The 24,244-nt window shown below is 71.1% G+C and carries 17 protein-coding genes; 7 read left to right on the top strand and 10 right to left on the bottom strand.

What is annotated here, in order from left to right; translation table 11 throughout:
- Positions 1-97 precede the first annotated feature (97 nt).
- From QEZ54_RS14830 to QEZ54_RS14820, 3 genes are all read left to right on the top strand, one after another.
- Positions 98-820 carry an XRE family transcriptional regulator gene (locus tag QEZ54_RS14830; RefSeq protein WP_281305176.1) on the top strand — a complete coding sequence of 241 codons (723 nt, stop codon included), beginning with the start codon at positions 98-100 and terminating at the stop codon, positions 818-820.
- Positions 821-1,000: 180 nt separating this feature from the next.
- On the top strand, positions 1,001-1,801 hold the full coding sequence (locus tag QEZ54_RS14825) for a TNT domain-containing protein (protein WP_281305166.1): 801 nt from the start codon (positions 1,001-1,003) through the stop codon (positions 1,799-1,801).
- A 106-nt stretch (positions 1,802-1,907) separates the two neighbouring features.
- On the top strand, positions 1,908-2,681 hold the full coding sequence (locus QEZ54_RS14820) for an SDR family oxidoreductase (protein WP_281305165.1): 774 nt from the start codon (positions 1,908-1,910) through the stop codon (positions 2,679-2,681).
- Between the two features lie 13 nt (positions 2,682-2,694).
- On the opposite strand, the gene QEZ54_RS14815 is transcribed toward QEZ54_RS14820, so the two are convergent.
- The 7 genes from QEZ54_RS14815 to QEZ54_RS14785 all read right to left on the bottom strand — a co-directional run bounded on the left by QEZ54_RS14815 (position 2,695) and on the right by QEZ54_RS14785 (position 8,940).
- Positions 2,695-2,892: a hypothetical protein gene (locus QEZ54_RS14815; protein ID WP_281305164.1), complete on the bottom strand. Its 198-nt coding sequence runs from the start codon at positions 2,890-2,892 to the stop codon at positions 2,695-2,697.
- Positions 2,893-2,931: 39 nt separating this feature from the next.
- Entirely contained in the window at positions 2,932-3,423 is a 492-nt protein-coding gene (locus tag QEZ54_RS14810; RefSeq protein ID WP_281305163.1) for an AAA family ATPase, read from the bottom strand.
- 66 nt (positions 3,424-3,489) lie between these two features.
- Positions 3,490-5,679, bottom strand: coding sequence for an FtsX-like permease family protein (locus QEZ54_RS14805; protein WP_281305162.1), 2,190 nt, complete (start codon positions 5,677-5,679; stop codon positions 3,490-3,492).
- Positions 5,676-6,362: an ABC transporter ATP-binding protein gene (locus tag QEZ54_RS14800; protein ID WP_281305161.1), complete on the bottom strand. Its 687-nt coding sequence runs from the start codon at positions 6,360-6,362 to the stop codon at positions 5,676-5,678. Before QEZ54_RS14800 ends, QEZ54_RS14805 begins: the two co-directional genes overlap by 4 nt.
- A complete protein-coding gene (locus QEZ54_RS14795) occupies positions 6,359-6,883 on the bottom strand; it encodes a PadR family transcriptional regulator (RefSeq protein ID WP_281305160.1) in 525 nt (174 codons plus the stop codon). The genes QEZ54_RS14800 and QEZ54_RS14795 overlap by 4 nt, the downstream gene beginning before the upstream one ends.
- A gap of 116 nt (positions 6,884-6,999) precedes the next feature.
- Positions 7,000-7,338, bottom strand: coding sequence for an RNA polymerase-binding protein RbpA (locus tag QEZ54_RS14790; RefSeq protein WP_281305159.1), 339 nt, complete (start codon positions 7,336-7,338; stop codon positions 7,000-7,002).
- A gap of 135 nt (positions 7,339-7,473) precedes the next feature.
- Complete coding sequence (locus QEZ54_RS14785) at positions 7,474-8,940, bottom strand: cellulase family glycosylhydrolase (protein WP_281305158.1); 1,467 nt, start codon at positions 8,938-8,940, stop codon at positions 7,474-7,476.
- 337 nt (positions 8,941-9,277) lie between these two features.
- On the opposite strand from QEZ54_RS14785, the gene QEZ54_RS14780 reads away from it, so the two are divergent.
- A complete protein-coding gene (locus QEZ54_RS14780; protein ID WP_281305157.1) occupies positions 9,278-12,511 on the top strand; it encodes a GH92 family glycosyl hydrolase in 3,234 nt (1,077 codons plus the stop codon).
- A gap of 143 nt (positions 12,512-12,654) precedes the next feature.
- Here the strand turns inward: QEZ54_RS14780 and QEZ54_RS14775 are convergent, their stop codons facing one another.
- The gene (locus QEZ54_RS14775) at positions 12,655-14,943 is read right to left on the bottom strand and encodes a glycoside hydrolase family 3 N-terminal domain-containing protein (RefSeq protein ID WP_281305156.1); all 2,289 of its coding nucleotides are present in this window, start codon (positions 14,941-14,943) and stop codon (positions 12,655-12,657) included.
- Between the two features lie 306 nt (positions 14,944-15,249).
- Here QEZ54_RS14775 and QEZ54_RS14770 point away from each other — a divergent pair, with 306 nt between their 5' ends.
- Together QEZ54_RS14770 and QEZ54_RS14765 are read left to right on the top strand one after the other, a co-directional pair.
- Positions 15,250-16,944 carry a GDSL-type esterase/lipase family protein gene (locus tag QEZ54_RS14770; RefSeq protein WP_281305155.1) on the top strand — a complete coding sequence of 565 codons (1,695 nt, stop codon included), beginning with the start codon at positions 15,250-15,252 and terminating at the stop codon, positions 16,942-16,944.
- Between the two features lie 234 nt (positions 16,945-17,178).
- Positions 17,179-17,694 (top strand): IPT/TIG domain-containing protein, encoded by a 516-nt coding sequence (locus QEZ54_RS14765; protein ID WP_281305154.1) that lies wholly within the window; start codon positions 17,179-17,181, stop codon positions 17,692-17,694.
- 64 nt (positions 17,695-17,758) lie between these two features.
- Here the strand turns inward: QEZ54_RS14765 and QEZ54_RS14760 are convergent, their stop codons facing one another.
- Positions 17,759-22,336 (bottom strand): discoidin domain-containing protein, encoded by a 4,578-nt coding sequence (locus tag QEZ54_RS14760; RefSeq protein WP_281305153.1) that lies wholly within the window; start codon positions 22,334-22,336, stop codon positions 17,759-17,761.
- Positions 22,337-22,656: 320 nt separating this feature from the next.
- Between QEZ54_RS14760 and QEZ54_RS14755 the strand changes: the two genes are divergently transcribed.
- On the top strand, positions 22,657-23,415 hold the full coding sequence (locus tag QEZ54_RS14755; RefSeq protein ID WP_281305152.1) for an FkbM family methyltransferase: 759 nt from the start codon (positions 22,657-22,659) through the stop codon (positions 23,413-23,415).
- A gap of 73 nt (positions 23,416-23,488) precedes the next feature.
- Here QEZ54_RS14755 and QEZ54_RS14750 read toward each other — a convergent pair whose 3' ends face one another.
- Positions 23,489-24,226 carry a CDP-alcohol phosphatidyltransferase family protein gene (locus QEZ54_RS14750; protein WP_281305151.1) on the bottom strand — a complete coding sequence of 246 codons (738 nt, stop codon included), beginning with the start codon at positions 24,224-24,226 and terminating at the stop codon, positions 23,489-23,491.
- Positions 24,227-24,244 lie beyond the last annotated feature (18 nt).

The following is a 24,244-nucleotide window of genomic DNA, read 5'->3' as shown; positions in this document are numbered from 1 at the left end:
GGGACGTCCGTCAGGCGTCATATAGGGCGTCATTTCGGCGTCATTGGGGTACGGTGTACCCGTGACCAATCCAAATGCGACCCTGCGGGCCGTACGTATGGGCATGTTGATGAGTCAGGACGACTTCGCCCGCGCCATCCGCGAGGCGGGCAGGCGCGCGGGTACGCCGAACGACGCCAACAAGCGCCTGGTCCAGCGCTGGGAAGCGGGGGCGATCGTCGCGCCGCGCCCGGTGTACGCCCGAGCGCTGGAGGTCGTCACCGGCCTGCCCATCGGCTCGCTCGGCTTCACGGTCTCGGTCCCGGGCGCGCGGAACACCGCCGAGGAGGCGGCGGACGCCAACGCCGACGCCACGGTGCCGATCACAGTCGGCACCGGCGCCCTCGCCGCCGCCACCTCGGCGGGTCACGGCAGCCACTCGGGCATCTGGCTGAGCCGCTACGAGTACGTGTCCAGCGGGCGCGGCGCCACCTTCACCGGCCTGCACTATGTGGTGGTCTTGCAGCACGGGGACCGGCTGACGGTCCGCAGCCTGCCGGGCTCGTCGGACTCGCCGCTGACCATGGACCTGACCGTCGACGGCAGCGTCCTGACCGGCACCTGGGTGGAGCAGACCGCGAGCGACGGCTACTACCGTGGCGCCCGCTACCACGGCGCCATCCAGATGCTGGTCGAGCCCACCGGGCGGCGCATGGCGGGCAAGTGGGTCGGGTTCGGCAAGGAGATGGACATCAACACCGGCCCCTGGGAGCTGGTCTTCCAGGACGCGTCCACCAACAAGGCCGCGTTGGAGCGCTACAACCGCCGCCCGACCACCTGACCGGGCCGCTTGCGTCGCGTGCAGTTTCGGGGAAAGTGCTGCAATCTTGGGCCGGATTCCAGCACTTTCCCCGAAACTGCACGAACGCCCTGGTGGCGGGGTGGGTGGGCGCACGTCGCAGGGGCGGGGTGGGCCGTTGATCAGGTGGATCGTCCACCTGATCAACGGAGACCACGCACAGTGAAGATCAAGCGTTTCATCCTGCCCGTGCTCGCCAGTGCGGTGCTGGCGCTGCAGGTGGTCGGGGCGCAGGCGGCCCCGGCCAAACCCGCCACTCCGCCCGCCCAGAGCACCGCCGCGGGCGACGGCCTGTGCCGTCCGGGCACGCCCGACGCCGCCTCGCCCACCACGGACTTCTACGACGACAACTTCCTGTTCGGGCCGGAGCAGCTGCCCACCCAGGCCCCGGTCGGCCCGCTGCTCGGCGGCTACCACCGCTTCGGCGCCCTGAACAGCGGCACGTTCCTCACCCAGTACGGCAACGACACGACGCCACCGACCCGCTACGTCTACCCGCCCGCCATGGGCTATGTCATCCAGTACGACGGCCTGCCGATCAAGTTCTCCCAGCAGCTGCAGCCCGGCACCCGGATCGACCGGTTCGGCAGCCCCGGCACCGGCCAGTTCCTGGCCCCGCTCGGCACCCCGTTCGCCCAGCGCGGCCTGCCGCCGTCCAACCTCAACACCCCCACGCCGGAGATGGCGCACGAGGACATCGTGCCGCTGGCCAACTACCACGTGTACTGCGTGCTCAAGCCGTTCACCGTGGACACCGGCCCGATCGCGACCTGGTTCGCCCAGCCCAGCCTCGGCACCCAGTACGTGCTGAACCGGTCGTACCTGCCGCAGGCCGGGTCGAGCCTGAGCGTGCAGTGGCTGCTGGACAACAGGTTCCTGGTCGAGGAGCGGCCGCCGGCCTACGCGGACGGCTACTGCGCGACCGCGAAGGGCGCGAGCCCCTGCCCGAGGCCGAGGCCCTGACCCGCACGATGACCGCGGTCCCCGGTGCCGGTGCGCCGGGGACCGCGCCTGTGCGCGACCGATCGCGGTTGCGGTATGGCGGCCGCCGTGGCTACGGTCGGCGGTGATGAGCCAGCCTGACGAGTACCGCCCGGTCGCCCTGGTCACCGGAGTCGGTCGCACCGCCAACATCGGCGCCGCGGTGGTACGCCGCCTGGTCGCCGACGGCTACCGGGTCTTCGCCACGGGCCTGCCCCGCTACGACAGCAGCGTCGGCGTGCCCGGCGACGATCCCGCCGCCCTGGCCGCCGAACTCGGCCCCGACGTGCACGTCGCCCCGCACGACCTGTCCACGCCCGACGGTCCGGCCGAGCTGGTCGCCGCGGTCGTCGACCGGTTCGGCGGGGTGGACGCCCTGGTCTCCTGCCACGCGTACTCGACCTCGACGCCGCTGGGCAGCCTCGACGCCGCCGAGATCGACCGGCACCTGACCGTGAACGTCCGCGCGAACATGCTGCTGGTCCAGGCGTACGCAGCCGCGCACGACGACGCCCGCCCCGGCCGGATCGTCCTGTTCACCAGCGGCCAGCGCCACGGCCCGATGACCACCGAGCTGGCCTACGCCGCCTCGAAAGCCGCCATCGAGTACCTGGCCAGGGACTTCTCCGCGCTGCTCGCCGCACGCGGCATCACTGTGAACGCGGTCAACCCCGGCCCGAACGACACCGGCTGGGCCGATCCAGAGACCTATGAGTGGGTGCGCGAGCGGTTCCCGCGCAAGCGCTGGGGCATCCCGCAGGACACCGCGAAGCTGGTCGCCTTCCTGTGCTCGGACGAGGCGGAGTGGGTGACCGCCCAGGTGATCGACTCGGCGGGCGGCTTCGGCCTGCACGTGGCCTGAGCCGCGAGCGCATTCAGGGACGGTCGCGGTACTCCGAGACGTAGTAGAGCCCGGCGGCGAAGACGTTCAGGAACACGAAGCCGAGCAGCCACAGGTTGCGGGCCTGGCCGAACAGCCGGTGGTTGCCCAGCATGTCGCGGAACATCCACAGCCAGAACGCCAGCACCGGCACGATCAGCGCCACCGCGATCAGGGGACCCGCCAGCTCCATCGCCGCACTCCGCTCGCCGTTCCTGCCCGCGAAACTACCTCATTCCCAGTACGGCGAGACGTGCGGATCGAACAGGGACAGCTCCTGCTCGGTGGGGACCTCGAACAGGTCCGCCCACCGCACCAGCTCCTCGTCGGTGATCGGGAACGAGCGCGTGCCGGGTCCCGCGTCGCGGGCGGCGACCCGCTCCCGCAGCACCTCCAGGGGCGGGTTGAGCACGTGCAGCTCCACTCGGGCACTGGCGACCCGGCCCGCGGCCCGGACCTGGTCCCGCTGGGTGCGGTGCCACGCGCCGAAGTCGAGCACGACGCTGCCGCCGAGGCTGAGGATACGGACCGTGACCGCCAGCAGCAGCGGCTCCAGCTGCGGCCGCATCGGGTCGGCCCGTTCGCGGTGCGGGCCTTCGAGCAGGTCGATCAGCCACTCGTCGGAGCTGATCCGCAGGGCGCCGTGGTCGGCGGCGAGCTGGTGCGCCAGCGTGGTCTTGCCCGCTCCCGGCAGGCCGCACATGAGGAACAGCGTGGCACTCATCCGTAGCAGTGTATTGAGCGCGCTCCGTCCGGGAACCCTCCGAGCGGAGGGCCCCCGGACGGCCGGTCACTCGTTGCGGGCCGTCTCCGGGCCGGTGATCCGGCGCAGCAGCGGCAGCGTGGACCCGATGATCGCCAGCGATCCGGCCAGCCCGGCCAGCACGGTCAGGTAGTAGCCGACGCTGGGCGGGCGCAGGTCGTAGTCCATCTGCGCGGTGAGGAACAGCTGCGCGGACAGCAGTCCGGCCCCGATCGCGACCACGGCCACGACCAGCAGCGGCACCGCGCTCTCCAGGGCGACCACCAGCCGCAGCGTACGCAGCGGCACTCCGGACAGGCGCAGCAGGCTGAACGGGCGCTTGCGCTCGGACAGGCCGCCGACGATGCCGACCGCGAGGCTGCATCCGGCGATGGGCAGGCTGGCCAGGATGATGACGTTGGCGAGCTGCTTCCAGCCGGTGAGGGTGTTGTTGAAGTCGGCCTCGAAGTCGCCGGCCACCATCGGCGGCACCTGGTACTGCGGCAGGCCGAGTTCCAGCACGGTGCGGGCCCGCTCGACCGCTGGGGCCGAGTCGTCGGTGCGCACGACCAGCGACATCAGCGGCAGCTGCGCGTACTGCTCCGGGGTGACGGTGGAGGCGGCCCAGACCGTGTCCGGACCCCGGTTCTCGGGGTATCCGATGAGGTCGCTCCAGACCTCGGCCACCGCCGCGCCGGGCGCGCAGCGGCCGAAGACCGGATCGAGTTCGGCGCAGGAGACCACCCCCGGCAGCGAGCCGAAGTCGTCGGGGCCCGCGCCCGGCCGCTCCACCGGGTTGTGGCGCACGCCGATCACCCGGCCGACGCCGGGGACGTCGCGCAGCCCGGCCGAGACGGGCTCGGGCACCGCGGTCGGCGGCTCCCCCTCGAAGTAGACGTGCAGGCTGCCCACGCTGGCGGCGCTGCCGTGGCTCGTGCCGCGCTCGGCGACGATCGTGGTGATGATGCCGACGGCGGTGCTGGTCACGAACAGGGCCAGCATCAGGCCGCTGACCGCGCGGAACGCGGCCTGCGGGTTGTCGGCCAGCCGCCGCGCGGCGACGAGGGTGGCGGGTCGGTTGGCCCGCCGGGCCAGCAGCCGCGCCCCGACCATGGTGAGGTACGGCCCCGCCACGACCAGCCCCACCATGACGATGAGCAGGCCGGGCAGGAACGCGGCGACCTGCCCCTGGGAGGTCGGCGGACGGCGGCCGATGAAGTACGTCAGCTCGGCCAGGCCCAGCGCGAGCGGGATCAGCCGGTACGCCCGCGGCGGGCGCGGCGTGACCCGCCGGGTCACCCCGAGCGGCGAGATCCGCACCCGGCGCAGCGCGAGCCGGGCCGCGACCGCGGCCGCCAGCGGCACCCCGACGGCGACCAGCAGCGCGTCGAGCCAGGTGACCGTCACCTCGTCGGGGTAGAAGGCCGAGCCGGTGAAGGGGATGCTCGCCAGCGTGTCGTGGCCCAGGGCGTACAGCGCGAAGCCGATCGCGGTGCCGATGAACGCGGCCACGGTCGACTCGACCGCCGCGATCACCGAGACCTGGCGCGGGGTGGCGCCGACCAGCCGCATCGCGGCGAAGCGCTGCTCGCGCCGGGCGGCGTTGAGCCTGGTGGCGGTGCCGATGAAGATGAGCACGGGGAACAGCAGGCCGCCCGCGACCGTGGACAGCACCAGGTCGAGCCCTGCCGACCGGGCGCCGGGCGGCTCCGCGCCGATGCTGGTCACCTGCTTCGCGCCGGCCGCGGCCAGCTCCTCGGGCGCGTGTCCGATGACGACGAGCATGGTGTCCGGGTCGGGCACCATGCCCCGGTCGATGGTGCCGACCAGCCGGCCCGGGTAGCGGTCGCCGAGCTGGTCGGCGGGGGTCGCGGCGAGCAGCTCGGCCAGTTTCGGCGAGGCGTAGTACTCGCCGGGGCCGGGCAGGCGGGGCAGGCCGGGCGGCACGGGGGCGGCCGGGCCGGTGGCGGCGACGTCGAGCCGTCCGATCAGCTTGCCCTGGTGGAAGTCCTCGCGCAGCACCCAGTACAGCGGGTCGGCACCGGGGGCCGGGGCCGCTTCGGTGGTGCCGGTGGTCATCCAGCCGTACCGGGCGGTCTGCTTGTCGACGGCGTGCAGGCTGGCCAGGGTGGCCAGCAGCAGGCCGGTGCCCAAAGCGACGGCGGCGGCGATGACGGCCAGGCGCGCGACGGCCTCCCGGCCGCCGGTGACGGCCAGGCGCACTGCGAAGCGGATCATGCGGTGACCCGCTCCAGCTCGGTGGCGCGCCCGTCGCGGACGATCACCTCGCGGTCGGCGTACGCCGCCACCCGCGGCTCGTGGGTCACCAGGATGACCGTGGTGCCCTGCTCCCGGGCGGCCTCGACCAGCAGGTCGAGCACCTGCTCGCCGGTGAGCGAGTCCAGCGACCCGGTCGGCTCGTCGGCGAACAGCACCTGCGGCCGGGTCACCATGCCGCGCGCCAGCGCGACCCGCTGGGCCTGGCCGCCGGACAGCTCACCGGAGCGGCGCCCCTCCAGCCCGTCCAGGCCCAGCCGGGCGAACCACGGGCGCGCCCGCTCCAGCGCCACCTTGCGGCGTACGCCGCCGAGCAGCAGCGGCAGCGCGACGTTCTCCTCGGCGGTCAGCTCCGGCACGAGCTGCCCGAACTGGAACACGAAGCCGAACCGCTCCCGCCGCAGCGTGCTGCGCTTCTCCTCGTCCAGGGTGTCGATCCGGGCGCCGTCGAACGACACCTCGCCACTGCCCGGGACCAGGATGCCGGCCAGGCAGTGCAGCATGGTCGTCTTGCCGGAGCCGCTGGGGCCGGTGACCGCGACGATCTCACCGGGCGCGGCCCAGAAGTCGGCCCCGCGCAGGGCCGGGGTCTGGCCGAACGACAGCTCCAGGCCGCGCGCCTCGATCAGGCGCCGGGCGGTCACGGCCGCACCTGCTTGGCCAGCATGTCGAGCCGGGCCTTAGTGGTGTCGATCCAGCGCAGGTCGGCCTCCAGGTGGAACAGGCCGTGGTCGGCCAGCAGCGCGTCGACCAGGTTGCCGGTGCGCTTGACCTCGGTGAGTTCGCGCATCCGCTGGATGTGCGCGGCGCGCTGGGTGTCCAGGTACTCCTCGGCCGGACGCTCCAGCATGATCGCCAGCACGACCTTGGCGAACAGCACGGTCTGCAGGTGCGGTTCGGGCTCGACCGGCTCGGTCAGCCAGGTCTCCACCTCGGTCGCACCGAGGTCGGTGATGACGTAGCGCTTGCGGTCGGGGCCCTCGCCGGGGCCGACCTCGCTGATGACGACCTTGCCGTCGCGGGCCAGCCGGCTGAGCGTCGAGTAGACCTGTCCGTAGGGCAGCGGTTTGCCGCGCCCGAAGTAGGCGTCGTAGTCGCGCTTGAGGTCGTAGCCGTGCCGCGGCTCGCGCTCGAGCAGTCCGAGAAGGGTCAGGGGGACACTCATACCCGGGAGCATACACCGGGTGTATACCTTGAGTGTATACACCCGGCGGCTAGTTGCTCCGGGAAACGGCAAGGGCGCCTCCCCGTACCCGGGAAGGCGCCCTTGACCTGGCTATATCAACGGCCGCGGCGTGCGCTCACGACGGCCAGCCGCTCGTTGAGGATCTCTTCCAGCTCCTCGATCGAGCGCCGCTCCAGCAGCATGTCCCAGTGCGTACGCGGCGGCTTGGCCTTCTTCTGCTCCGGCTCGCTGCCGTCCATCAGCCGCGCCACGCTGCCGTCGAACTTGCACTCCCACAGCGGCGGCACCTCGGCGTCCATCGCGAACGGGACCTCGAACCGGTGCCCGTTGGCGCACAGGAATTCACGCGTCTGACGCGGCGCGAGCTCGGTGTTGCGGTCCGACTCGTAGCTGACGGCACCCAGTCGGCTTCCCCGCAGCATCCGCTCGCCCATACCCGCTCCTCACGATCGGAGAAAACACTTCCGGAGTCGCAACGAGGGGCGGCACGGTTTTGTTCCTCGCGCCACTCCTGGAATGCGGAACGGGGCCCCCGCGGCGGGCGGTGGCCCCGTTCGGTCCAGAGCGGATCAGCTGGTCGGGAAGTTGTCCGCGGTGCGGATGCGCGAGCGCATGAACAGACCCGAGTCCTGCAGCACCGAGGTGCCCGCGTACTGGCCGCCAGCGCAGGTGCCGGGCTTGAACGCCGCGCTGCTCTCACTGGCGTCGGAGTAGGTCCAGTTCGCGTAGCTGATCTTCAGCCGGTCCAGCATGTCCAGCCAGGCGGTGCTGCTGGACTGGTCGAACGCGCCGCCGCCGGTGTAGGTGACGGTGCCGAACTCGGTGACGAACATCGGCAGCGAGGCCGCCGCCCGCTCCAGCTCGGCGCGGTAGTTGTCCTTGTGCGAGGCCGCGTAGAAGTGGAACGTGTACATCACGTTCTGCGCGTTGACCTTGTTGTTGATGACCTCGGAGGCGTTGCCGCCCTCCGAGACGCCCAGCGAGGACCAGCCGCGGGTGCCGACGATGACCACCGCGTCCGGGTCGTTGGCGCGGATCACCGGGATGACCTGCTCGGCGTAGCTCTTGATGCCCGCCCAGCTCACGCCGTTGGGCTCGTTGGCGATCTCGTAGATCACGTTGTTCTTCGCGGCGTTGCGGGCCGAGACCGCCGCGAAGAACGTCTTCGCCCGGTCGAGGTTGTAGTTCGGGTCGCCCGGGGTCAGCGTGTGGAAGTCGATCAGGGCGTACATGCCGCGGGCCTGGGCCTTGTCGACCAGCGTGTTCACCTGGTTGGTGAACGCGGTCGGGTTGGTCTCGTAGCCCTGCTCCTGCACGTACATCGCGATGCGCAGCAGGTCGGCGTTCCAGTCGTTGGCCAGCGCGTCCAACGAGGCGTCGTTGTAGCAGTTGGCGAACCACTGCAGGCCGTGCGTGCTCATGCCGCGCAGCTGGATCGGCTTGTTGTACTGGTTGCACAGGTTCACGCCGCAGACGTGCAGCTGGCCGTTGATCGCGACCGGGGTGGTCCCGGTCGGCTGGCTCGGCGAGGGCGACGGGGACGGCGACTTCGACGGCGAGGCCGAGGGCGACGGGTTCGTCGAGCGGCTGGGCGACGGCGAGTTGGTGACCGTGCCGGTGCAGACCGTGCCGTTCAGCGTGAACGAGGTCGGGATCGGGTTGGCGGTGGTCCAGCTGCCGTTGAAGCCGATCGTGGTCGAGGCGCCGGTGGCCAGCGCGCCGTTGTAGTCCATGCTGACCGCGGTGACGTTGGCACCGCTCTGGCTGTACGTCGCCGACCAGCCCTGCACGACCTTCTGGCCGCTGTCGGGGAAGGTCCACTTGAGCGTCCAGGAGCTGACCGCGTCGCCGAGGTTCTTGATGGCGACGTTGCCGGTGAAGCCACCGGCCCAGCTGTTGGCGGTGTAGGTGACCTGGCAGCCGGTGGCCGCCATCGCGTTGACCGCCGGCAGGGCGGCGGTCACGCCGGCGGCGAGCGCGGCGACGGCACCGGCCGCGACCACGCTGCGCCGGGAGGCGCGCGGGAGGAACTGCATGGGACTGGCCTTTCTGTTCTGTCCGGTGATCGGGAGTGGACATTCCGGATGGATCAGGCCGCGTCCGCGCCTGGCGTACGGGCAGTTGCGCGCAGGCGGGACGACATGGAGCGCCACCACTTGGGCCGGGAGCGCTCCCACGGGACGGAGCTTAAGGCGCCGGTAACGCGTTCGCAATATCTCGATCCATGACGGCCCGGCAGCGCGGTGTCCGGCATGGAACTTTCAGAAGTCCTGCGGCGCAATGCCCGGCTGACCCGGACCTTGACACGCTCATCGAAGGCCGTGAAACTTTGCCGAAACATGACAACGTTGTCCGCCGGCAAAGGAGCATGTCATGCCACCCCTTTCACCCAGGCCGCTCGCCGCGGCCTCGGCCCTCTCCCTGGTCGCCGCACTACTGACCGCCGGGCTCGCCGCCGCGCCCGCGCACGCCGCCGTGCCCGCCGACCTGACCCCGCTGGTCAACCCGCTGATCGGCACCCAGAAGGAGGGCAACACCTTCCCCGGTGCGGCCCTGCCCTTCGGCATGGTGCAGCTCAGCCCGGACACCGGCTGGGGCACCGGGTACAACTACGACCAGACCAAGATCCGCGGCTTCTCGCACACCCACCTGTCCGGCGTCGGCTGCGGCTCGGCCACCGAGGTGTCGGTGATGCCGACCGTCGGCGCGGTCAACTCCAACGAGCCCAACACCTACGGCCAGACCCTCAACCACGCCCAGGAGCAGGCCACCGCCGGGTTCTACCGGGTCGGCATGCCCAACGGGGTCACCGCCGAGCTGACCGCCACGCTGCGCACCGGCTGGCACCGGTACACCTTCCCGGCCAGCACCCAGGCCAACGTCCTGTTCAACACCTCCGAGGTCAAGGGCGGCAACGGCGGGGCCAACAGCTCCTCGGTGTCCATCGTGGGCAGCGACACCGTCGAGGGCTCGGTGACCGAGAGCGGCTTCTGCAACACCTCCCCCGCGCACACCGTCTACTTCTCGGCGAAGTTCAGCCGCCCGTTCGCCTCGTTCGGGACCTGGTCGGGCGGCACGTTCACCAGCGGCAGCCGCGCCTCCACCGGCAGCGCCTCCACCGGCGGCTGGGTGCGGTTCGACACCAGCACCGACCGGACGGTCACGCTGAAGGTCGGGCTGTCGTACACGGGGATCGCGGGCGCGCGCAACAACCTCGCCGCCGAGACCGCCTCGGCCGGGTTCAACTTCGACACCGTCAAGCAGGCCGCGCACGACACCTGGAACGCCAAGCTGCACAAGGCCGAGGTCGACGGGGGTACGGCCGACCGCCAGACCGCCTTCTACACCTCGCTCTACCACTCGCTGCTGCACCCGAACCTGTCCGGCGACACCGACGGCTCCTACCGGGGCTTCGACAACGTGACGCGGACCGCGGCCGGGTACACGCCCTACCAGACGTTCTCGCTGTGGGACACCTACCGCGCGCAGAACCAGCTCGTCGCGCTGCTGGAGCCGCAGGTCGCCCGCGACTACGCGCTCTCGCTGCTGGCCGTGGACCGCGAGCTGGGCTGGCTGCCGCGCTGGTCGCTCTACAACACCGAGACCAACACCATGACCGGCGACCCGGTCGGCCCGTTCCTGGTCGACCTGTGGGCGCGCGGGCTGCTCAACGGGTACGAGGAGCAGTTCTACACCGCGCTGCGCAAGAACGCGACCGGCGTGCCCGGCGCCGGGCTGGGCATCAACGCCCGCAACGGCAACAACTACTACACCTCCATCGGCTACATCCCGACCAGCGCCTCGTGCAGCCCCACCCACTCGTTCGACCACGACTGCCAGTACCCGGCCTCGGCGACGCTGGAGTACGCCGCCTCCGACGCCGCGCTGTCGCTGATGGCGCGGGCGCTGGGCCACACCGCCGACGCGGACATGTTCGCCGCCCGGGGCCTGAACTACCGCAACCTGTTCGACTCCTCCATCGGCTTCTTCCGGCCGCGCAACGCGGGCGGGACCTGGCAGGGGTCGTACAGCCCGACCGACGGGGCGCACATGTTCCACGAGGCGGGGGCGTACCAGTACCAGTGGCTGGTGCCGCAGGACCCGGACGGCCTGGTCGCGCTGCTGGGCGGGAAGACGGCCGCCAACGCGCGGCTGGACCAGTTCTTCGCCTACAGCGGGCTGCTGTCCGACCCGTCGGGCACCGCCCGCACCAAGTGGGTCAACGGCGCCTACGACTACTACAGCTTCATGACCTACAACCCGAACAACGAGCCGGACCTGCTGGCGCCGTACACGTACCTGTGGACGGGGCAGCCGTACAAGACGGCGACGGTGGTGCGCTCGGCGTTCACGCTGTTCTCCAACGCGCCTAACGGCGTCACCGGCAACGACGACCTGGGCACCATGTCCGCCTGGTACGTCTTCTCCTCGCTGGGCCTGTACCCGCTGATGAACGGCGCCAACTTCTACGGCGTCACCACCCCGCAGTTCCCGTACGCCAAGGTCACCGTCGGCTCGTACGGCACGCAGCAGGGCGGCACGCTGACCGTCAACGCCCCCGGCGTCACCGACGCCAACCGGTACATCACGGCGGCCGCCCGCAACGGCGCCGGGTTCACCCGGACGTGGCTGTCGCAGGCGGACATCGCCAAGGGCGCCACGCTGGACTACACCGTCAGCGGCACCCCCGGCACCTGGGGCACCGGCGCGAACGACGCCCCGCCCTCGGCCGTACACGCGAATCCGCCCGCCCTGGGCACCAACCTGGCCCTCAACAGGCCCGCGACCGGCTCCGCCGCGTGCGCGAGCACCGAGGGCCCGGACAAGGCCGTCAACGGCAGCGTGGGCGGCGGCAACACCGACAAGTTCTGCTCGCTGACCGGCCCGAGCTGGCTGCAGGTCGACCTCGGGTCCAACCAGCAGATCGGCAGCTTCGTGGTCCGGCACGCGGGCGCTGGCGGCGAGTCGGCCGACTTCGACACCAAGGCGTTCACCATCCAGCTGTCCACCGACGGCGCCAACTGGTCCACGCCGGTGACCGTCACCGGCGCCAACAGCGGCGTCACCACGCACACCATCGCCACCGCGACGGCCCGCTACGTGAAACTCAACGTCAGCGCGCCGACGCAGACCACCGACACCGCCACCCGGATCTACGAGCTCGAGGTGTACGCCCCGACGGCGGGCCCGGTGAACCTGGCCCTGAACAAGCCCGTCACCAGCACCACCGCCTGCGCGGCCAACGAGGGTCCGGAGAAGGCCGTCAACGGCACCGTCAGCGGCGGCAACTCCGACAAGTTCTGCTCCGGGGTGGCCGGGGCCTGGATCCGGGTCGACCTCGGCTCGGTCCGCAGCATCAGCCGGTTCGAGATCGCGCACGCCGAGGCGGGCGGCGAGCCCGCGACCTACAACACGAAGGCCTACACGATCGACGTGTCGACCGACGGCACCACCTGGACGCCGATCGTGGCGATCACCAACAACACGGCCGCCAACACCGCGCACCAGGTGACCGCGACCGGCCGGTACGTCCGCCTCACCGTGCAGACCCCGACCCAGACCACCGACGGCGCGACCCGCGTCTACGAGCTGCGCGTCCTGGGCTGACCGGGACATCACCCGTACGCGGTCACACCTCATCCGGTGTACCCACACCACCTGAGGTGTGGCCGCTGCGGCAGGTACCTGTTCCCGCCGTCGGCGGGCTGTGACGCCGCGGGCCGCGACCGGCGGCCCGCGGCGCCCCCGTTTCAGCCCGCGAAGACGGTGAAGCCCGCGCGCAGCAGGTCGGACTCGCGCGAGGACGGGCCGACGAGCAGTTCGAACGCGCCCGGCTCGACGACCCGGCGACCGGCCGAGTCGACCAGCGTGCAGGCGGCGGCGGGCAGCTCCAGGTCGACCGTGCGGGCCTCACCGGGGGCGAGCACGACCTGCCGGAACGTCTTGAGCTCCTTCTCCGCCCAGGTCACCGACGTGATCGTGTCGGTGACGTACACCTGGACGGTCTCGGTGACCGGCCGGGTGCCGCTGTTGCGCACGATCACCCGGGCCCGCACCGTGTCCTCCGGGCGCACCTCGGGGGTGAGCACGTGCAGGTCGGCGTACTCGACGGTGCTGTAGCTCAGGCCCTCGCCGAACACGAACGCCGGTGCCTGGGTGAGGTCGGCGTAGCGGGTGCCGTGCTGGCCCCGGATCTGGTTGTAGTACGTCGGCTGCTGGCCGGCGTGGCGGGCGAACGAGATGGGCAGGCGGCCGGTCGGCTCGACCAGGCCGAGCACGAGTTCGGCGACAGCCTGGCCGCCGCGCATGCCCGGGTTGAACGCGTACACGATCGCGGCGGCGTTGTGGGCCGAGGGCGGCAGCACCAGCGGCTTGGAGCTGACCAGCACCACGACCAGCGGCCTGCCCGTCGCGGCGAGCGCGTCCAGCAGCGCCACCTGCCCGCCCACCAGCTCCAGCGTCGCCGTGGACTTGGTCTCGCCGACCAGCTCGATCCGGTCGCCCACCACGGCCACGACGTAGTCGGCGGACTCGGCCGCCGCCACCGCCTCGGCGATCATCGCGGCGTCGGGCTCGGCCGGGACGGCGATGTCGGGGCGGGGCTGGCCGTCCGGGAAGTACGGGCCCTCCGGGTCGGGGCCGGTGGTCAGGATCTCCGCACCCCGGGCGTGCGCGACGGTCCAGTCGGCGGGCACGTGCGCGCGGAACCCGTCCAGCACCGTCGAGATCATCTCGCGCGGGTGGCCGTCGGGCAGCCACTCGGCCTGGCCGGAGGCCCCGGCCCAGTCGCCGAGCGTGGTGTGCGGGTCGTCGGCGTTCGGGCCGATCAGCGCGACGGTGCGGGCGGTGCCGTCGCCGGTGGCGCGGCCGGTGGCGTCGGCGGTCAGGCCGCCGGCGAGCGGGAGGGTGCCGTCGTTGGTCAGCAGCACCAGCGACCGGCGCGCCACCTCCAGGTTCAGCTCGGTGTGGGCGGCGCTGGCGATGACCTCGGCCTGGCGGGCCACGTCGGGCAGGCGCGGGTTCTCGAACAGGCCCAGGTCGAACTTGAGGGTGAGGATGCGGCTGACCGCCGCGTCCAGGTCGGCCTCCTCCAGCATCCCCTTGGCGACCGCGTCCTGCGCGCCCTCGAAGAAGTCCGGCGTGGTCATCACCATGTCGTTGCCCGCGCGCACGGCCAGCGCCGCCGCCTCGGTGGCGTCGGCGGCGACCTTCTGCTCCCACACCATCCGGCCGACGTTGTCCCAGTCGGTGACCAGCGTGCCGGTGTACCCCCACTCGCCGCGCAGCACCTCGTTGAGCAGCCAGTTGTTGATGGTGATCGGCACGCCGTCCATGGACTGGTAGCCGAGCATGAAGGTGCGGCAGCCCTCGCGGGCGACCCGCTCGAACGGCGGCAGGAACCACGAGCGCAGCTTGCGCCGCGAGATGTCGGCCTCGCTGGCGTCGCGCCCGCCCTGGGTCTCGGAGTAGCCGGCGAAGTGCTTGGCGCAGGCCAGGATCGCGGTCGGGTCGTGCAGGCCGTCGCCCTGGTAGCCGCGCACCATCGCCGAGGCCAGCTCGCCGATCAGGAACGGGTCCTCGCCGAAGGTCTCGCTGACCCGGCCCCAGCGCAGGTCGCGGGCGATGCACAGGACCGGGGAGAAGGTCCAGTGGATGCCGGTGGCGGCGACTTCCACCGCGGTCGCGCGGGCGGCCCGCTCGACCAGGTCCGGGTCCCAGGTGGCGGCCATGCCGAGCTGGGTCGGGAAGATGGTGGCGCCGATGTGGAACGAGTGGCCGTGGATGCAGTCCTCGGCTACCAGCAGCGGAATGCCCAGCCGGGAGTCGGCGGCCAGCCTGGTGGCCTCGCGGAGGTGGTCGGGCGAGGCGTGCAGGATCGAGCCGGTGTGCAGGTCCTCGACGATGTGGCGGACGCCGTCGCGAGCGGCCAGTTGCAGCATCTGCCCGGCCTTCTCGGCCAGGGTCATCCGCCCCAGCAGGTCGGCGACGCGGTCGGCGGTGGGCAGGTCGGGGTCGAGGTAGGGCAGCGGGGAGTTCACGGGGTAGGTCCTTTCATGAACGCCCGAGTGGGGCGTTCCCGGCGCACGGTCCACGGCAGCCCCCGCCCGCGTCGCCGGGAGAGCGCTCTCCGGACACTATAACCTTATTCGGCGACCTACCGTCAGCCCCGACAGAGCGTATCGGGTACGGGCCGCCCTGTCCGCATCGCGACTCCCTCCCGAGCTCCGCCGATTGGCAACGTTGTCAGAATTCATTGACAAGGTTGCATATGGTGTCCAAGCTGGACGGCAGCACCCGCTCTGGCGGTCTTTCGGCAGCCGCCTCCCCCGTCCCGGAGGTCTTCCGTGCAACCCGTCCCCCGCATCGCCGCCCGCCTGGCCACGTTGCTGGTCACGCTGCTGACCGCGCTGCTGTCCGCGGCGATCCTGCCCGCCGCCCCCGCGCAGGCCGCCGTCCCCACCCGCCCGATCCGGATCATGCCGCTCGGCGACTCGATCACCTGGGGCGAGGGCAGCCCCACCCGCTCCAGCTACCGCGCCGCGCTGTGGCAGCGCCTGGTCAACCACGCCGGGTACGCCGTCGACTTCGTCGGCTCGCAGCAGACCGGCAGCCTGCCCGACACCGACAACGAGGGCCACTCCGGCTGGCGCATCGACCAGATCGCCGCCAGCGCCACCGGCTGGCTCAGCACGTACCAGCCCGACGTGGTGCTGCTGCACATCGGCACCAACGACATGAACCAGAACTACGACACCGCCAACGCGCCCGCGCGGCTGGGCTCGCTCATCGACCAGATCCTGGCCGCCCGGCCCACCGCCACCGTGCTGATCGCCAAGATCGTGCCCGCGCTGGACGCGACCATCCAGGCCCGGATCAACACCTTCAACGCGGCCGTGCCGGGGATCGTCTCCGCCCGGGGCGCGCGGGCCAGGCTGGTCGACCTGTCCGTGCTCGGCTCGGCCGACCTGGCCGACACGCTGCACCCCAACGACGCCGGGTACGCCCGGATGGCGGTGCGCTGGTACAGCGCGCTGGAGCCGGTACTCGGCGACGGGCGCGACCACCCGCTGCTGTCGACCGCGTTCGAGGCTGCCGACACCGCCCCCACCTGGCGCGACAGCATCGCGGCAGCGGTCAACGTGGGCGGCTACTGCTGCGCGCTGACGGCGATGGAGGCGTCCACCCGGACCGAGCTGGGGCACAGCGGGGCCGGGGCGCTGATGTACTCAGGGTCGGACAACTCGGCGACGCAGTCGTACTCGTACGCCCGCATCTTCGCCGCCGATCTGCCGCTGACCTCGCGCAGCGTGCTGTCGTACTGGATCTACCCGCAGCAGGCCAACGGCACCTTCGTCGGCGTCGACCTGCAGTTCAGCGACGGTTCGGCCCTGCGCGACAGCGGCGCCGCCGACCAGTACGGCGTACGCGCCCACCCGCAGTTCCAGGGCGAGGGCGGGCACCTGGTCGTCAACCAGTGGAACCTGGTCCGGGTCAACCTCGGGGCGCTGGCCGGACGCACCGTCACCCGGGTCGACCTCGGCTTCGACCGGCCCACCGGCACCGGCGCCTTCCGCGGTTACCTCGACGACCTGACCCTGTCCGACGAGGGCGGCACCTACCCCGGCGCCGACCTGGCGCTGGGCAGGCCCACCACGGGCAGCACCGCGTGCGTGGCCGCCGAGGCACCGGCCAGGGCCACCGACGGCGTGGTCAGCGGCAACAGCAAGTGGTGCAGCGCCGTCGCGGGCGCCTCGCTGCAGGTCGACCTCGGCTCGGCGCGTACCGTGCGCCGGTTCGTGGTCCGCCACGCCTCGGCGGGCGGCGAGATCCTCGCACTGAACACGAAGGCGTTCCGGATCGAGGGCAGCTCCGACGGCACCACCTGGACCACCCTGGTCACCGTGACCGCCAACGCCGACGGCGTGACGACGCACCCGGTCAACACCACCGCCCGCCACATCCGCCTGACCGTCCAGACCCCGTCCCAGACCGCTGACGCGGTCACCCGCGTCTACGCCCTGGAGGTCGCGGGCGCCTGACGCCCATGCGCCCGCCGCCCGCACTCGGGCGGCGGGCCGCCCCAAGATCGGTGCACTTTCCGGGGAAAGTGCTGGAATCTTGGCCGCGATTCGTGCAGTTTTCCCGAAACTGCACTGATCTTGCCGCCGGGGTGGAGGGGAGCGATGCCGCGAGTTGCTCCAAACCGGTCGGTAACCTCGTCAACGCTGCCAAAATATGGCCAAGGTAAACCGATGCGAGAGAGGTGTTGAACCATGCCCACAGTCACCGGCTTGAGCTGCGGCGAGTTCTATCGCAGCGGTGGCAACGAGGTCACCGTCGAGGGCTCAGGATTCAAAGGTGCCAGCAGGGTCTACTTCCGAGATCAGAACCTCAAGGAGTACGACGCGCAGAGTTTCAAGGTGATCAGCGACAGCCGGCTGACCCTGATCGCCCCGAAGGTGAGCGACCTGGGCACGTTCCACATCTACGTGATCGCCAACGGCCAGAAGTCCACGACGCCCGAGACGACCGTGACGGTCCCCGACGGGGACACGATGGCGGCGACGGGAACGTTCGGCGTCACGAACACCACCACGGCGGGCAACCATAACAAGATCCTGTCCGTGTACGCGCCGGGGTCGCTCGACGAGTTCGGGAAGCGGGACCTGATCTCCGAGATCAAGAAGCACAAGGGGAACCAGGACTGGATGGAGTGGCGGCGCGAGCGGGTGAGCGACGGCGATCTCGCCTGGTTCGATCACCAGGTGCAGGTCTGGGGCCAGGCGTGAAACGGGCGGTGCCCCCGGCGCTCGCGCCGGGGGCACCGCTGTCGGCCGCAGCCGTCGTGCTACCTCAGCTGCCGGTGATGGTGAACTGGGAACCGGGCTGGATGAGGATGTTGCCGTCGGCGGAGTTGGTGATCGTGACGTTGGTCAGCGTCGCGTTGCCGCGAGCGCCGCTCATCGCCAGGATGCCCGCGCCGTTGTTCGACTTGTCGATCTTCACGTTGGTGACGACCACGTTCGGCATGCTGCCGCCGCCGGTCTTGAACTGGATGCCGTCGTAGGTGGAGTCGTAGATGTCGGTGTCCTTGATGACGGCGCCCACGATGTCCTTGCCCGAGGCGAACAGCGTGATCGCGCCGAACTCCTGGGCCTCGTTCCAGAACACGCCGCCGCCGCGATAGATCCCGTTGTTGGAGATCGTGGTGGTGCCGGAGAACGGCAGCGGGCTGTGGTCGGTCGCCAGCATGATCGCCGGGTAGTTCATCGTGTCGTAGATGAGGTTGTTCTCGATCGCGTTGCCGTAGCCGCCGTAGATCGCGACGCCGTTGGCGCGCCAGGGCAGCGCCACCGTGTTGTTGGTGAAGTGGTTGTCGTGCGCGATGTCGACGTTCTGGTCCTTCACGAACGGGTTGGCCCACACCGCGAGCGAGTCGTCACCGGTGGTCCGGAAGGACGAGTTGAACACGCGGGAGTTGCGGGTGCCGTTGGAGAAGTTGATGCCGTCGGCGAACGTGTCCCGGATGCGCATGCCGGTGAAGTCCAGGTTGTTGCCCGGGTTCCAGTAGGCGGGCGTGTCCGAGTAGTCACGGCCGACCCAGGCGCCGACGTTGACGTGCTCGATCCAGATGTTGGTGAACTTCGAGTTCTGGCCGAACCGGCCGTTGAGGCCGTGGCCCCGGTTGGCGCGGTTGGTGGTCATACCGAAGATGGCCAGGTCCGAGATCTGGGTGTTGGTCTCGATCTCGAAGCCGACGTTGCCCTCGTGCGGGTGGTTGATGTTGCCCACCACGTTCTGCGGCTCGGTGTTGGTGTACAGCTTCGTGTACCACATGCCGGCGCCGCGGATGACGGCGTTGCTGATGCCCTTCTGGTTGTACTGGCCCCGGGTCGGGTCCGGCGACAGGATCTTCTGCTCCTGGCGCCACTGGCCGGCCGGGATCCAGACGCAGCTGATCACGCCGTTCTCGTCGTCGGTGACGGCCCGCTGGATCGCGGCGGTGTCGTCGACGCCGTCGTTGGCCACCGCGCCGTAGCTGGTGATCGAGGTGCACTCGGCCGGCTTGGTCAGCGCGGGTGCCACCTGCTCCAGGTCGATGAGGTCGATGATGTAGAAGGAGGCGTTGTCACCGCTGTCGCGCTGGAGCTTGAAGCGGGTACCGACCGGGTAGGAGGTCGGCAGCAGCGCCGAGGTCTCGTCGAACAGGCGGCGGGCGTTGGCCTGCGGCGTGTTCGACAGCGACTCGGTGTCGTCGGTGGTGCCGTACAGCCAGCTGTTGCGCGACGACAGCGTGAGCTTCTGCACGAAGACGTCGTTGGCGTAGAGGCTGATGGTGTAGTCCTGGCCGCCGCCGGAGGCGGAGTCCGGGACCGAGTTGCGCACCACGATCGAGTTGGTGGGCACGGTCGAGGTGATCTGCACGTACTGGCCCTGGCTGTCCAGGCGCACCGACTTGCGGCCCGAGGACTCGGTGCCGAAGTTGGTGTGCCCGAAGGTGCGCAGCGCGTCGGCCTGCAGCAGGGTGCCCTGGTAGGTGCCCGCCTCGGCCTCGTACGAGGTGAACGGGGTGGCGGCGCCGCGGCCCACCACGATCGCCTGGGACAGCGAGTTGTTGGTCTCGTTGGTCTCGGCGACGGTGTTGGCGGCGTCGGCGGTGGCGGTGATGGTCGCCCCGCCGCTGGTCGCGGTCCAGGTGCCGGTGATCGCGACGGTGGCCGTGGCGCCCGCGGCGATGGTGCCGGTGCTGGTGTTCAGGGTGGTGGAGCCGACGACCACGCGGGTGGTCGAGGCGCCCGCCGGGTCGATGCCGCGGTTCTTCACCGACACGGTGAAGCTGACCGCCGCGCCCACGGCCGGGTTGGCCGGGGTGGAGGCGATACCGGTGACCAGCAGGTCCGGGCCGGGGGCCTGGGTGACGGTCAGCGGCGACGCGGCGTTGGCCGAGTTGTTGGCCTCGCTCTTCTCGATCACCGTGTTGGACGGGTCGACCTTGGCCGACAGCGCGAAGGTGCCCTGCGGCAGGTTGCCGATCGCGGTCGAGACCGGCAGCGAGCTGCCCGCCCCGATCGGGCCGACGTTGGCGGTCGCCTTGAGCACGCCGTCCAGGTAGAAGTTGAGCGTGGTCGCGGTCGAGGCGAGCTCACCGACGTTGCTGACGGTGGCGCTCAGGGTGACGTTGCTGGCCTCGGTCGGCGCCGAGGGGCTGAACGACACGTTGCCGACGGCCAGGTCGGCGTTGGGCGCCGGGGTGCCGCAGACCTCGAACTCCGCCACCTGGCCCGAGGGGGCGCCGTTGTTGGAGGTGATCTTCAGCTGGACGTCGGCGGTGGTCGCCGACACCGGGATGTTGACCACGTTGCTGCCCTGCGTGAACTGGTAGTTCGCGGCGGCCTTGATCGTGGTGTAGGTGGTCGCGGCCTGGTCGCGGCCGAGGACCTCGATGTTCTGGGTACGGGTGCCCCACGCCGGGTCCGGGTTCAGCTTCACGTTGACCTGGGTGACGCTGTGGTTGGCGCCCAGCGCCACGGTCAGCGTCGCCGGCAGGCCCGCGCCCTCCCAGTAGGTGGTGAGGTTGCCGTCGACCGCGTTGGCCGGCAGGAACGAGAACGTCGAGCCGTTGGCGGTCGCGGTCTTGCCCGCGGCCACGTTGGTGCAGCCGGGGTTACCGGTGCCGGTGCGGGTCACCGTGGAGCTGTTCGCGGAGGTGTTGCCCGCGACGTCGCGCGCCCGCAGGAAGTACGACACGGTGGTCGTCACGGCCTGGGTGTCCTGCCACGAGGTGACCGCGCCGATGTTGGTGACGTAGTTGCCGTCGCGGAACACGTCGTACCCGGCCAGGCCGGAGCCCGAGTCGGTGGAGGCGGTCCAGGTCAGCGTGATGGTGCTGCCCGAGGTGCTGACGGCCAGGTTCGTCGGGACCGACGGGGCGGTGGTGTCGCCGTTGCGGGTGACGGTGTTGCCCGCCGCCGACACGTTGCCCGCGTTGTCGCGCGCCTTCACGTAGTAGGACACGTTCGCCGTCAGCGGCTGGGTGTCGCTCCACGAGGTGACCGTGCCGACCGTGGCGGCCAGGGCGTTGTTGCGGTAGACCTCGTACCCGGCCAGGCCGCTGCCGCCCGCGTTGTCGGTCGACGCGCCCCAGTTCAGGGTCAGCGTGGTGCCCGAGGCGGACAGGCTGAGCGTGCCGGGCACGCTCGGGGCGGTGGTGTCGGTGCTGGTGCCGGTACGGGTGACCGTGTTACCGGCGGCCGAGGTGTTGCCCGCGTTGTCGCGCGCCTTCACGTAGTACGACACCGTCGCCGTGGCCGGCTGGGTGTCGGCCCACGTGGTGACCTGGCCGACCGTGGCGGCCAGGGCGCCGTTGCGGTAGACCTCGTACCCGGCCAGGCCGCTGCCGCCCGCGTTGTCGGTCGACGCGCCCCAGTTCAGGGTGATGGTCGTGCCGGAGGTGCTCTGGCTCAGGGTGCCGGGCACGCTCGGGGCGGTGGTGTCGGTGACCGTGCCGGGGCCGTACACCTCAAGCTCCGACAGCTGGCCCGCGGGCCACGCGCTGTTGGCGGTGAAGTTGACCCGCACGTACCGGGTGCTCGCCTGGGTGAAGTTGACCGTCACCGAGTTCGCGGCCACCGCCGGGTTGAACGTGTACGTCGCCGAGGCGGCCAGGTTGGTGAAGCTCGACCCGGTGGTGCTGCCCTGCACGGACAGCGTCTGGGTGCGGGTGCCCCAGCTGGCGGGCAGCTTCAGCACGACGCGGTTGACCGCGGTGGCGGCGCCGAGGTCGACGGTCACCCACTGCGGCCACGCGTTGTTGACGCTCTCCCAGTACGAGCCCTGGTTGCCGTCGACGGTGTTGCCGGCGCCGTAGACGTCGGCGTGGCCGCTCTCGGTGGTCGGGCGGCCCTGGGCCAGGTTGCCGGAGCCGCCGGCGGCGCCGTACACCTCCAGCTCGGACAGCTGCGCGGCCGTCCAGCCGGTGTTGGCGCTGATGTTCACGCGCACGTAGCGGACCGAGGCGGCGGTGAAGTTGATCGTCACCGAGTTGGTGCCCGCGGTGAAGGAGTAGCCAGCCGAGGCCTTCAGGTCGGTGAAGCTCGACCCGGTGGTGCTGCCCTGCACGGACAGCGTCTGGGTGCGGGTGCCCCAGCTCGTGGGCAGCTTCAGCACCACCTGGTCGACGCTGGTGGCGGCACCGAGGTCGACCTGCGCCCACTGCGGCAGCGAGCCGCTGCTCTCCCAGTAGGACGCCTGGTTGCCGTCGTTGAGGTTGCCGGGGGTGTAGGCGCCGTTGCTGGAGCTGGCACTGGCGCTCTTGCCGAGGGAGAGGTTGGGGCCGCCGGCGGCGTGGGCCACGCCGGCCCATACCCCGGAGGCGACCAGGGCGGCCGCGGCAGTGGCCGCCAGCGCCCTGATCGGATTGATTCGTCTCATCACGGTCCTTGTCGCTGAGGGGACGTATCCGCGTATGGCGGAGGACCACCAACGCGGGGGCAGGACCGGCACGGGGCCGGTGAGCCGCGACGGCGAGCGGAACCGGGCGGTTGGTGCGCCATGTGCCGCCTGGACATCGATCGTCCCGACTACTTGCACATGTGGACGACAAAAACATGCATGTCTTTGTCGAAATCTTGCATTGTGTTGGGGCCAACGTTACAGACGTGCTACCGGGGCGTCAACATTCCAGGCACATCGATTGCGCCGAACGGCCAGCCGTCCCTGCTCAATGGACGCAAGGCGATTAGAGTCGGCCCATGCTCGCCCGCGCCTGGGGTCTGACCCGCTCGCTCGCCATGTACCACGGCATCCCGGGCCGCCACCGCCGCATGCGCCGCTTCTACGCCCAGTTCCTGGCACCCGGCGAACTCGCCTTCGACATCGGCGCCCACGTCGGCAGCAGGGTGCGGCCCTGGCGGCGCCTGGGCGCGCGGGTGCTCGCGATCGAACCGCAGCCCGACTGCCTGCGCGTGCTGCGGCTGCTGTTCGGCCGGGACCCCGGCGTGACCGTGCTGCCGGTCGCGGTCGGCGCGCAGGCCGGGCATGCCGCGCTGGCCCTGTCCTCGGCCACCCCGACCGTGTCCACGCTGTCGCGCGACTGGATCGAGACCGTCACCACCGACGCCAGCTTCGCCGCGGTCCGCTGGGACCGCACCATCGAGGTGCCGGTGACCACTCTCGACGAGCTGATCGCCGCGCACGGCGAGCCCGCCTTCTGCAAGATCGATGTGGAGGGTTTCGAGGCCGACGTGCTGCGCGGGCTGAGCCGCCCGCTGCGCGGCCTGTCCTTCGAGTACCTGCCCCAGGCCCACGACGCCATGCTCGAAGCGCTCGACCTGGTCGAACGGCTCGGTGCGCAGGCTGACGGGTACGTCTACAACTACGCCCCGATCGAGACGATGCGCTTCGCGTCCCCCGACTGGCTCGACGCGACCGGCCTGCTGCGCCTACTCGACCGGTACCGCCCGGGCAACCGCTCCGGCGACGTCTACGCCCGCCTGCGCGCCGCGTCGTGAGGTGCAGTTTCGGGGAAAGTGCACGAATCTTGACCCGGATTCCAACACTTTCCCCGAAACTGCACCAACGCCCCTACCGGCGGGCGCGCGCGGCGGCGGGCGCCCGCGGGAGCCCGGTCGCCGGGCGGCGCTGCCAGAGCCAGATCACGTCGCGGCCGAAGGACTCCGTCAGCAGGGCCAGGGCCGCGAGCAGGGCCAGCAGGACCAGCGGCCGGGGCAGCACGTCGGCGGCGGCGACCGCCAGCACGATGCCCTGGACCGCGGCGACGACCTTGCGCCAGTACCGCGGGAACAGCTGCCCGCGCAGCCACGGCTGCACCCAGCTCACCGCGACGTACGCGTAGCGCATCGCGCCGATGCACAGCACCCACGCCCCGTAGACCGGTGCCGCGTACACGCTGAGGACCGCGATCAGCCAGGCGTCGGTCTCCATGTCGAAGCGGGCGCCGAACGCCGACCCGGTGCCGGTGCGCCGGGCGACCAGGCCGTCGACCGCGTCCAGCACCAGCGCCACCACGGTCAGCACCAGCAGCGGCGCCACCGGGACGGGGCGGGCCAGCGACTCCGCGGTCAGCGCGGTCACCCCGCCGACCAGCACCGCCCGGGACAGGGTGACCGTGTCGGCCGGTCCGAGGGCGACGGTGCCGGTATGCCGCATGGCCCGGCCGAGCAGCACGCACAGCGCCAGCGCGTACGCCAGGCCGAAGGTCCAGCCGGCCGCGCCCAGCCCGACCCCGGCCTCCAGCACCGCCAGGAGCACCGACTGGCCGAGCAGACCCGCGAGCGGACCTGGGATCACCTGCGGGGGCACCGCACCTCCGGATAGGGT

Origin of the sequence: Catellatospora sp. KI3 (assembly GCF_029948125.1) — a bacterium.
Lineage (GTDB): Bacteria > Actinomycetota > Actinomycetes > Mycobacteriales > Micromonosporaceae > Catellatospora.
The sequence above is the reverse complement of the archived record's forward strand: the minus strand, read 5'-3'. Positions and strand labels throughout refer to the sequence as shown.

Bases quoted from the DNA above. Each gene is read 5' to 3' on its own strand.
- QEZ54_RS14830 (WP_281305176.1), top strand. From the start codon at position 98: ATGGGCATGTTGATGAGTCAGGACGACTTCGCCCGCGCCATCCGCGAG.
- QEZ54_RS14820 (WP_281305165.1), top strand. From the start codon at position 1,908: ATGAGCCAGCCTGACGAGTACCGCCCGGTCGCCCTGGTCACCGGAGTC.
- QEZ54_RS14815 (WP_281305164.1), bottom strand. From the start codon at position 2,892: ATGGAGCTGGCGGGTCCCCTGATCGCGGTGGCGCTGATCGTGCCGGTG.
- QEZ54_RS14810 (WP_281305163.1), bottom strand. From the start codon at position 3,423: ATGAGTGCCACGCTGTTCCTCATGTGCGGCCTGCCGGGAGCGGGCAAG.
- QEZ54_RS14805 (WP_281305162.1), bottom strand. From the start codon at position 5,679: ATGATCCGCTTCGCAGTGCGCCTGGCCGTCACCGGCGGCCGGGAGGCC.
- QEZ54_RS14795 (WP_281305160.1), bottom strand. From the start codon at position 6,883: ATGAGTGTCCCCCTGACCCTTCTCGGACTGCTCGAGCGCGAGCCGCGG.
- QEZ54_RS14790 (WP_281305159.1), bottom strand. From the start codon at position 7,338: ATGGGCGAGCGGATGCTGCGGGGAAGCCGACTGGGTGCCGTCAGCTAC.
- QEZ54_RS14785 (WP_281305158.1), bottom strand. From the start codon at position 8,940: ATGCAGTTCCTCCCGCGCGCCTCCCGGCGCAGCGTGGTCGCGGCCGGT.
- QEZ54_RS14780 (WP_281305157.1), top strand. From the start codon at position 9,278: ATGCCACCCCTTTCACCCAGGCCGCTCGCCGCGGCCTCGGCCCTCTCC.
- QEZ54_RS14765 (WP_281305154.1), top strand. From the start codon at position 17,179: ATGCCCACAGTCACCGGCTTGAGCTGCGGCGAGTTCTATCGCAGCGGT.
- QEZ54_RS14760 (WP_281305153.1), bottom strand. From the start codon at position 22,336: ATGAGACGAATCAATCCGATCAGGGCGCTGGCGGCCACTGCCGCGGCC.
- QEZ54_RS14755 (WP_281305152.1), top strand. From the start codon at position 22,657: ATGCTCGCCCGCGCCTGGGGTCTGACCCGCTCGCTCGCCATGTACCAC.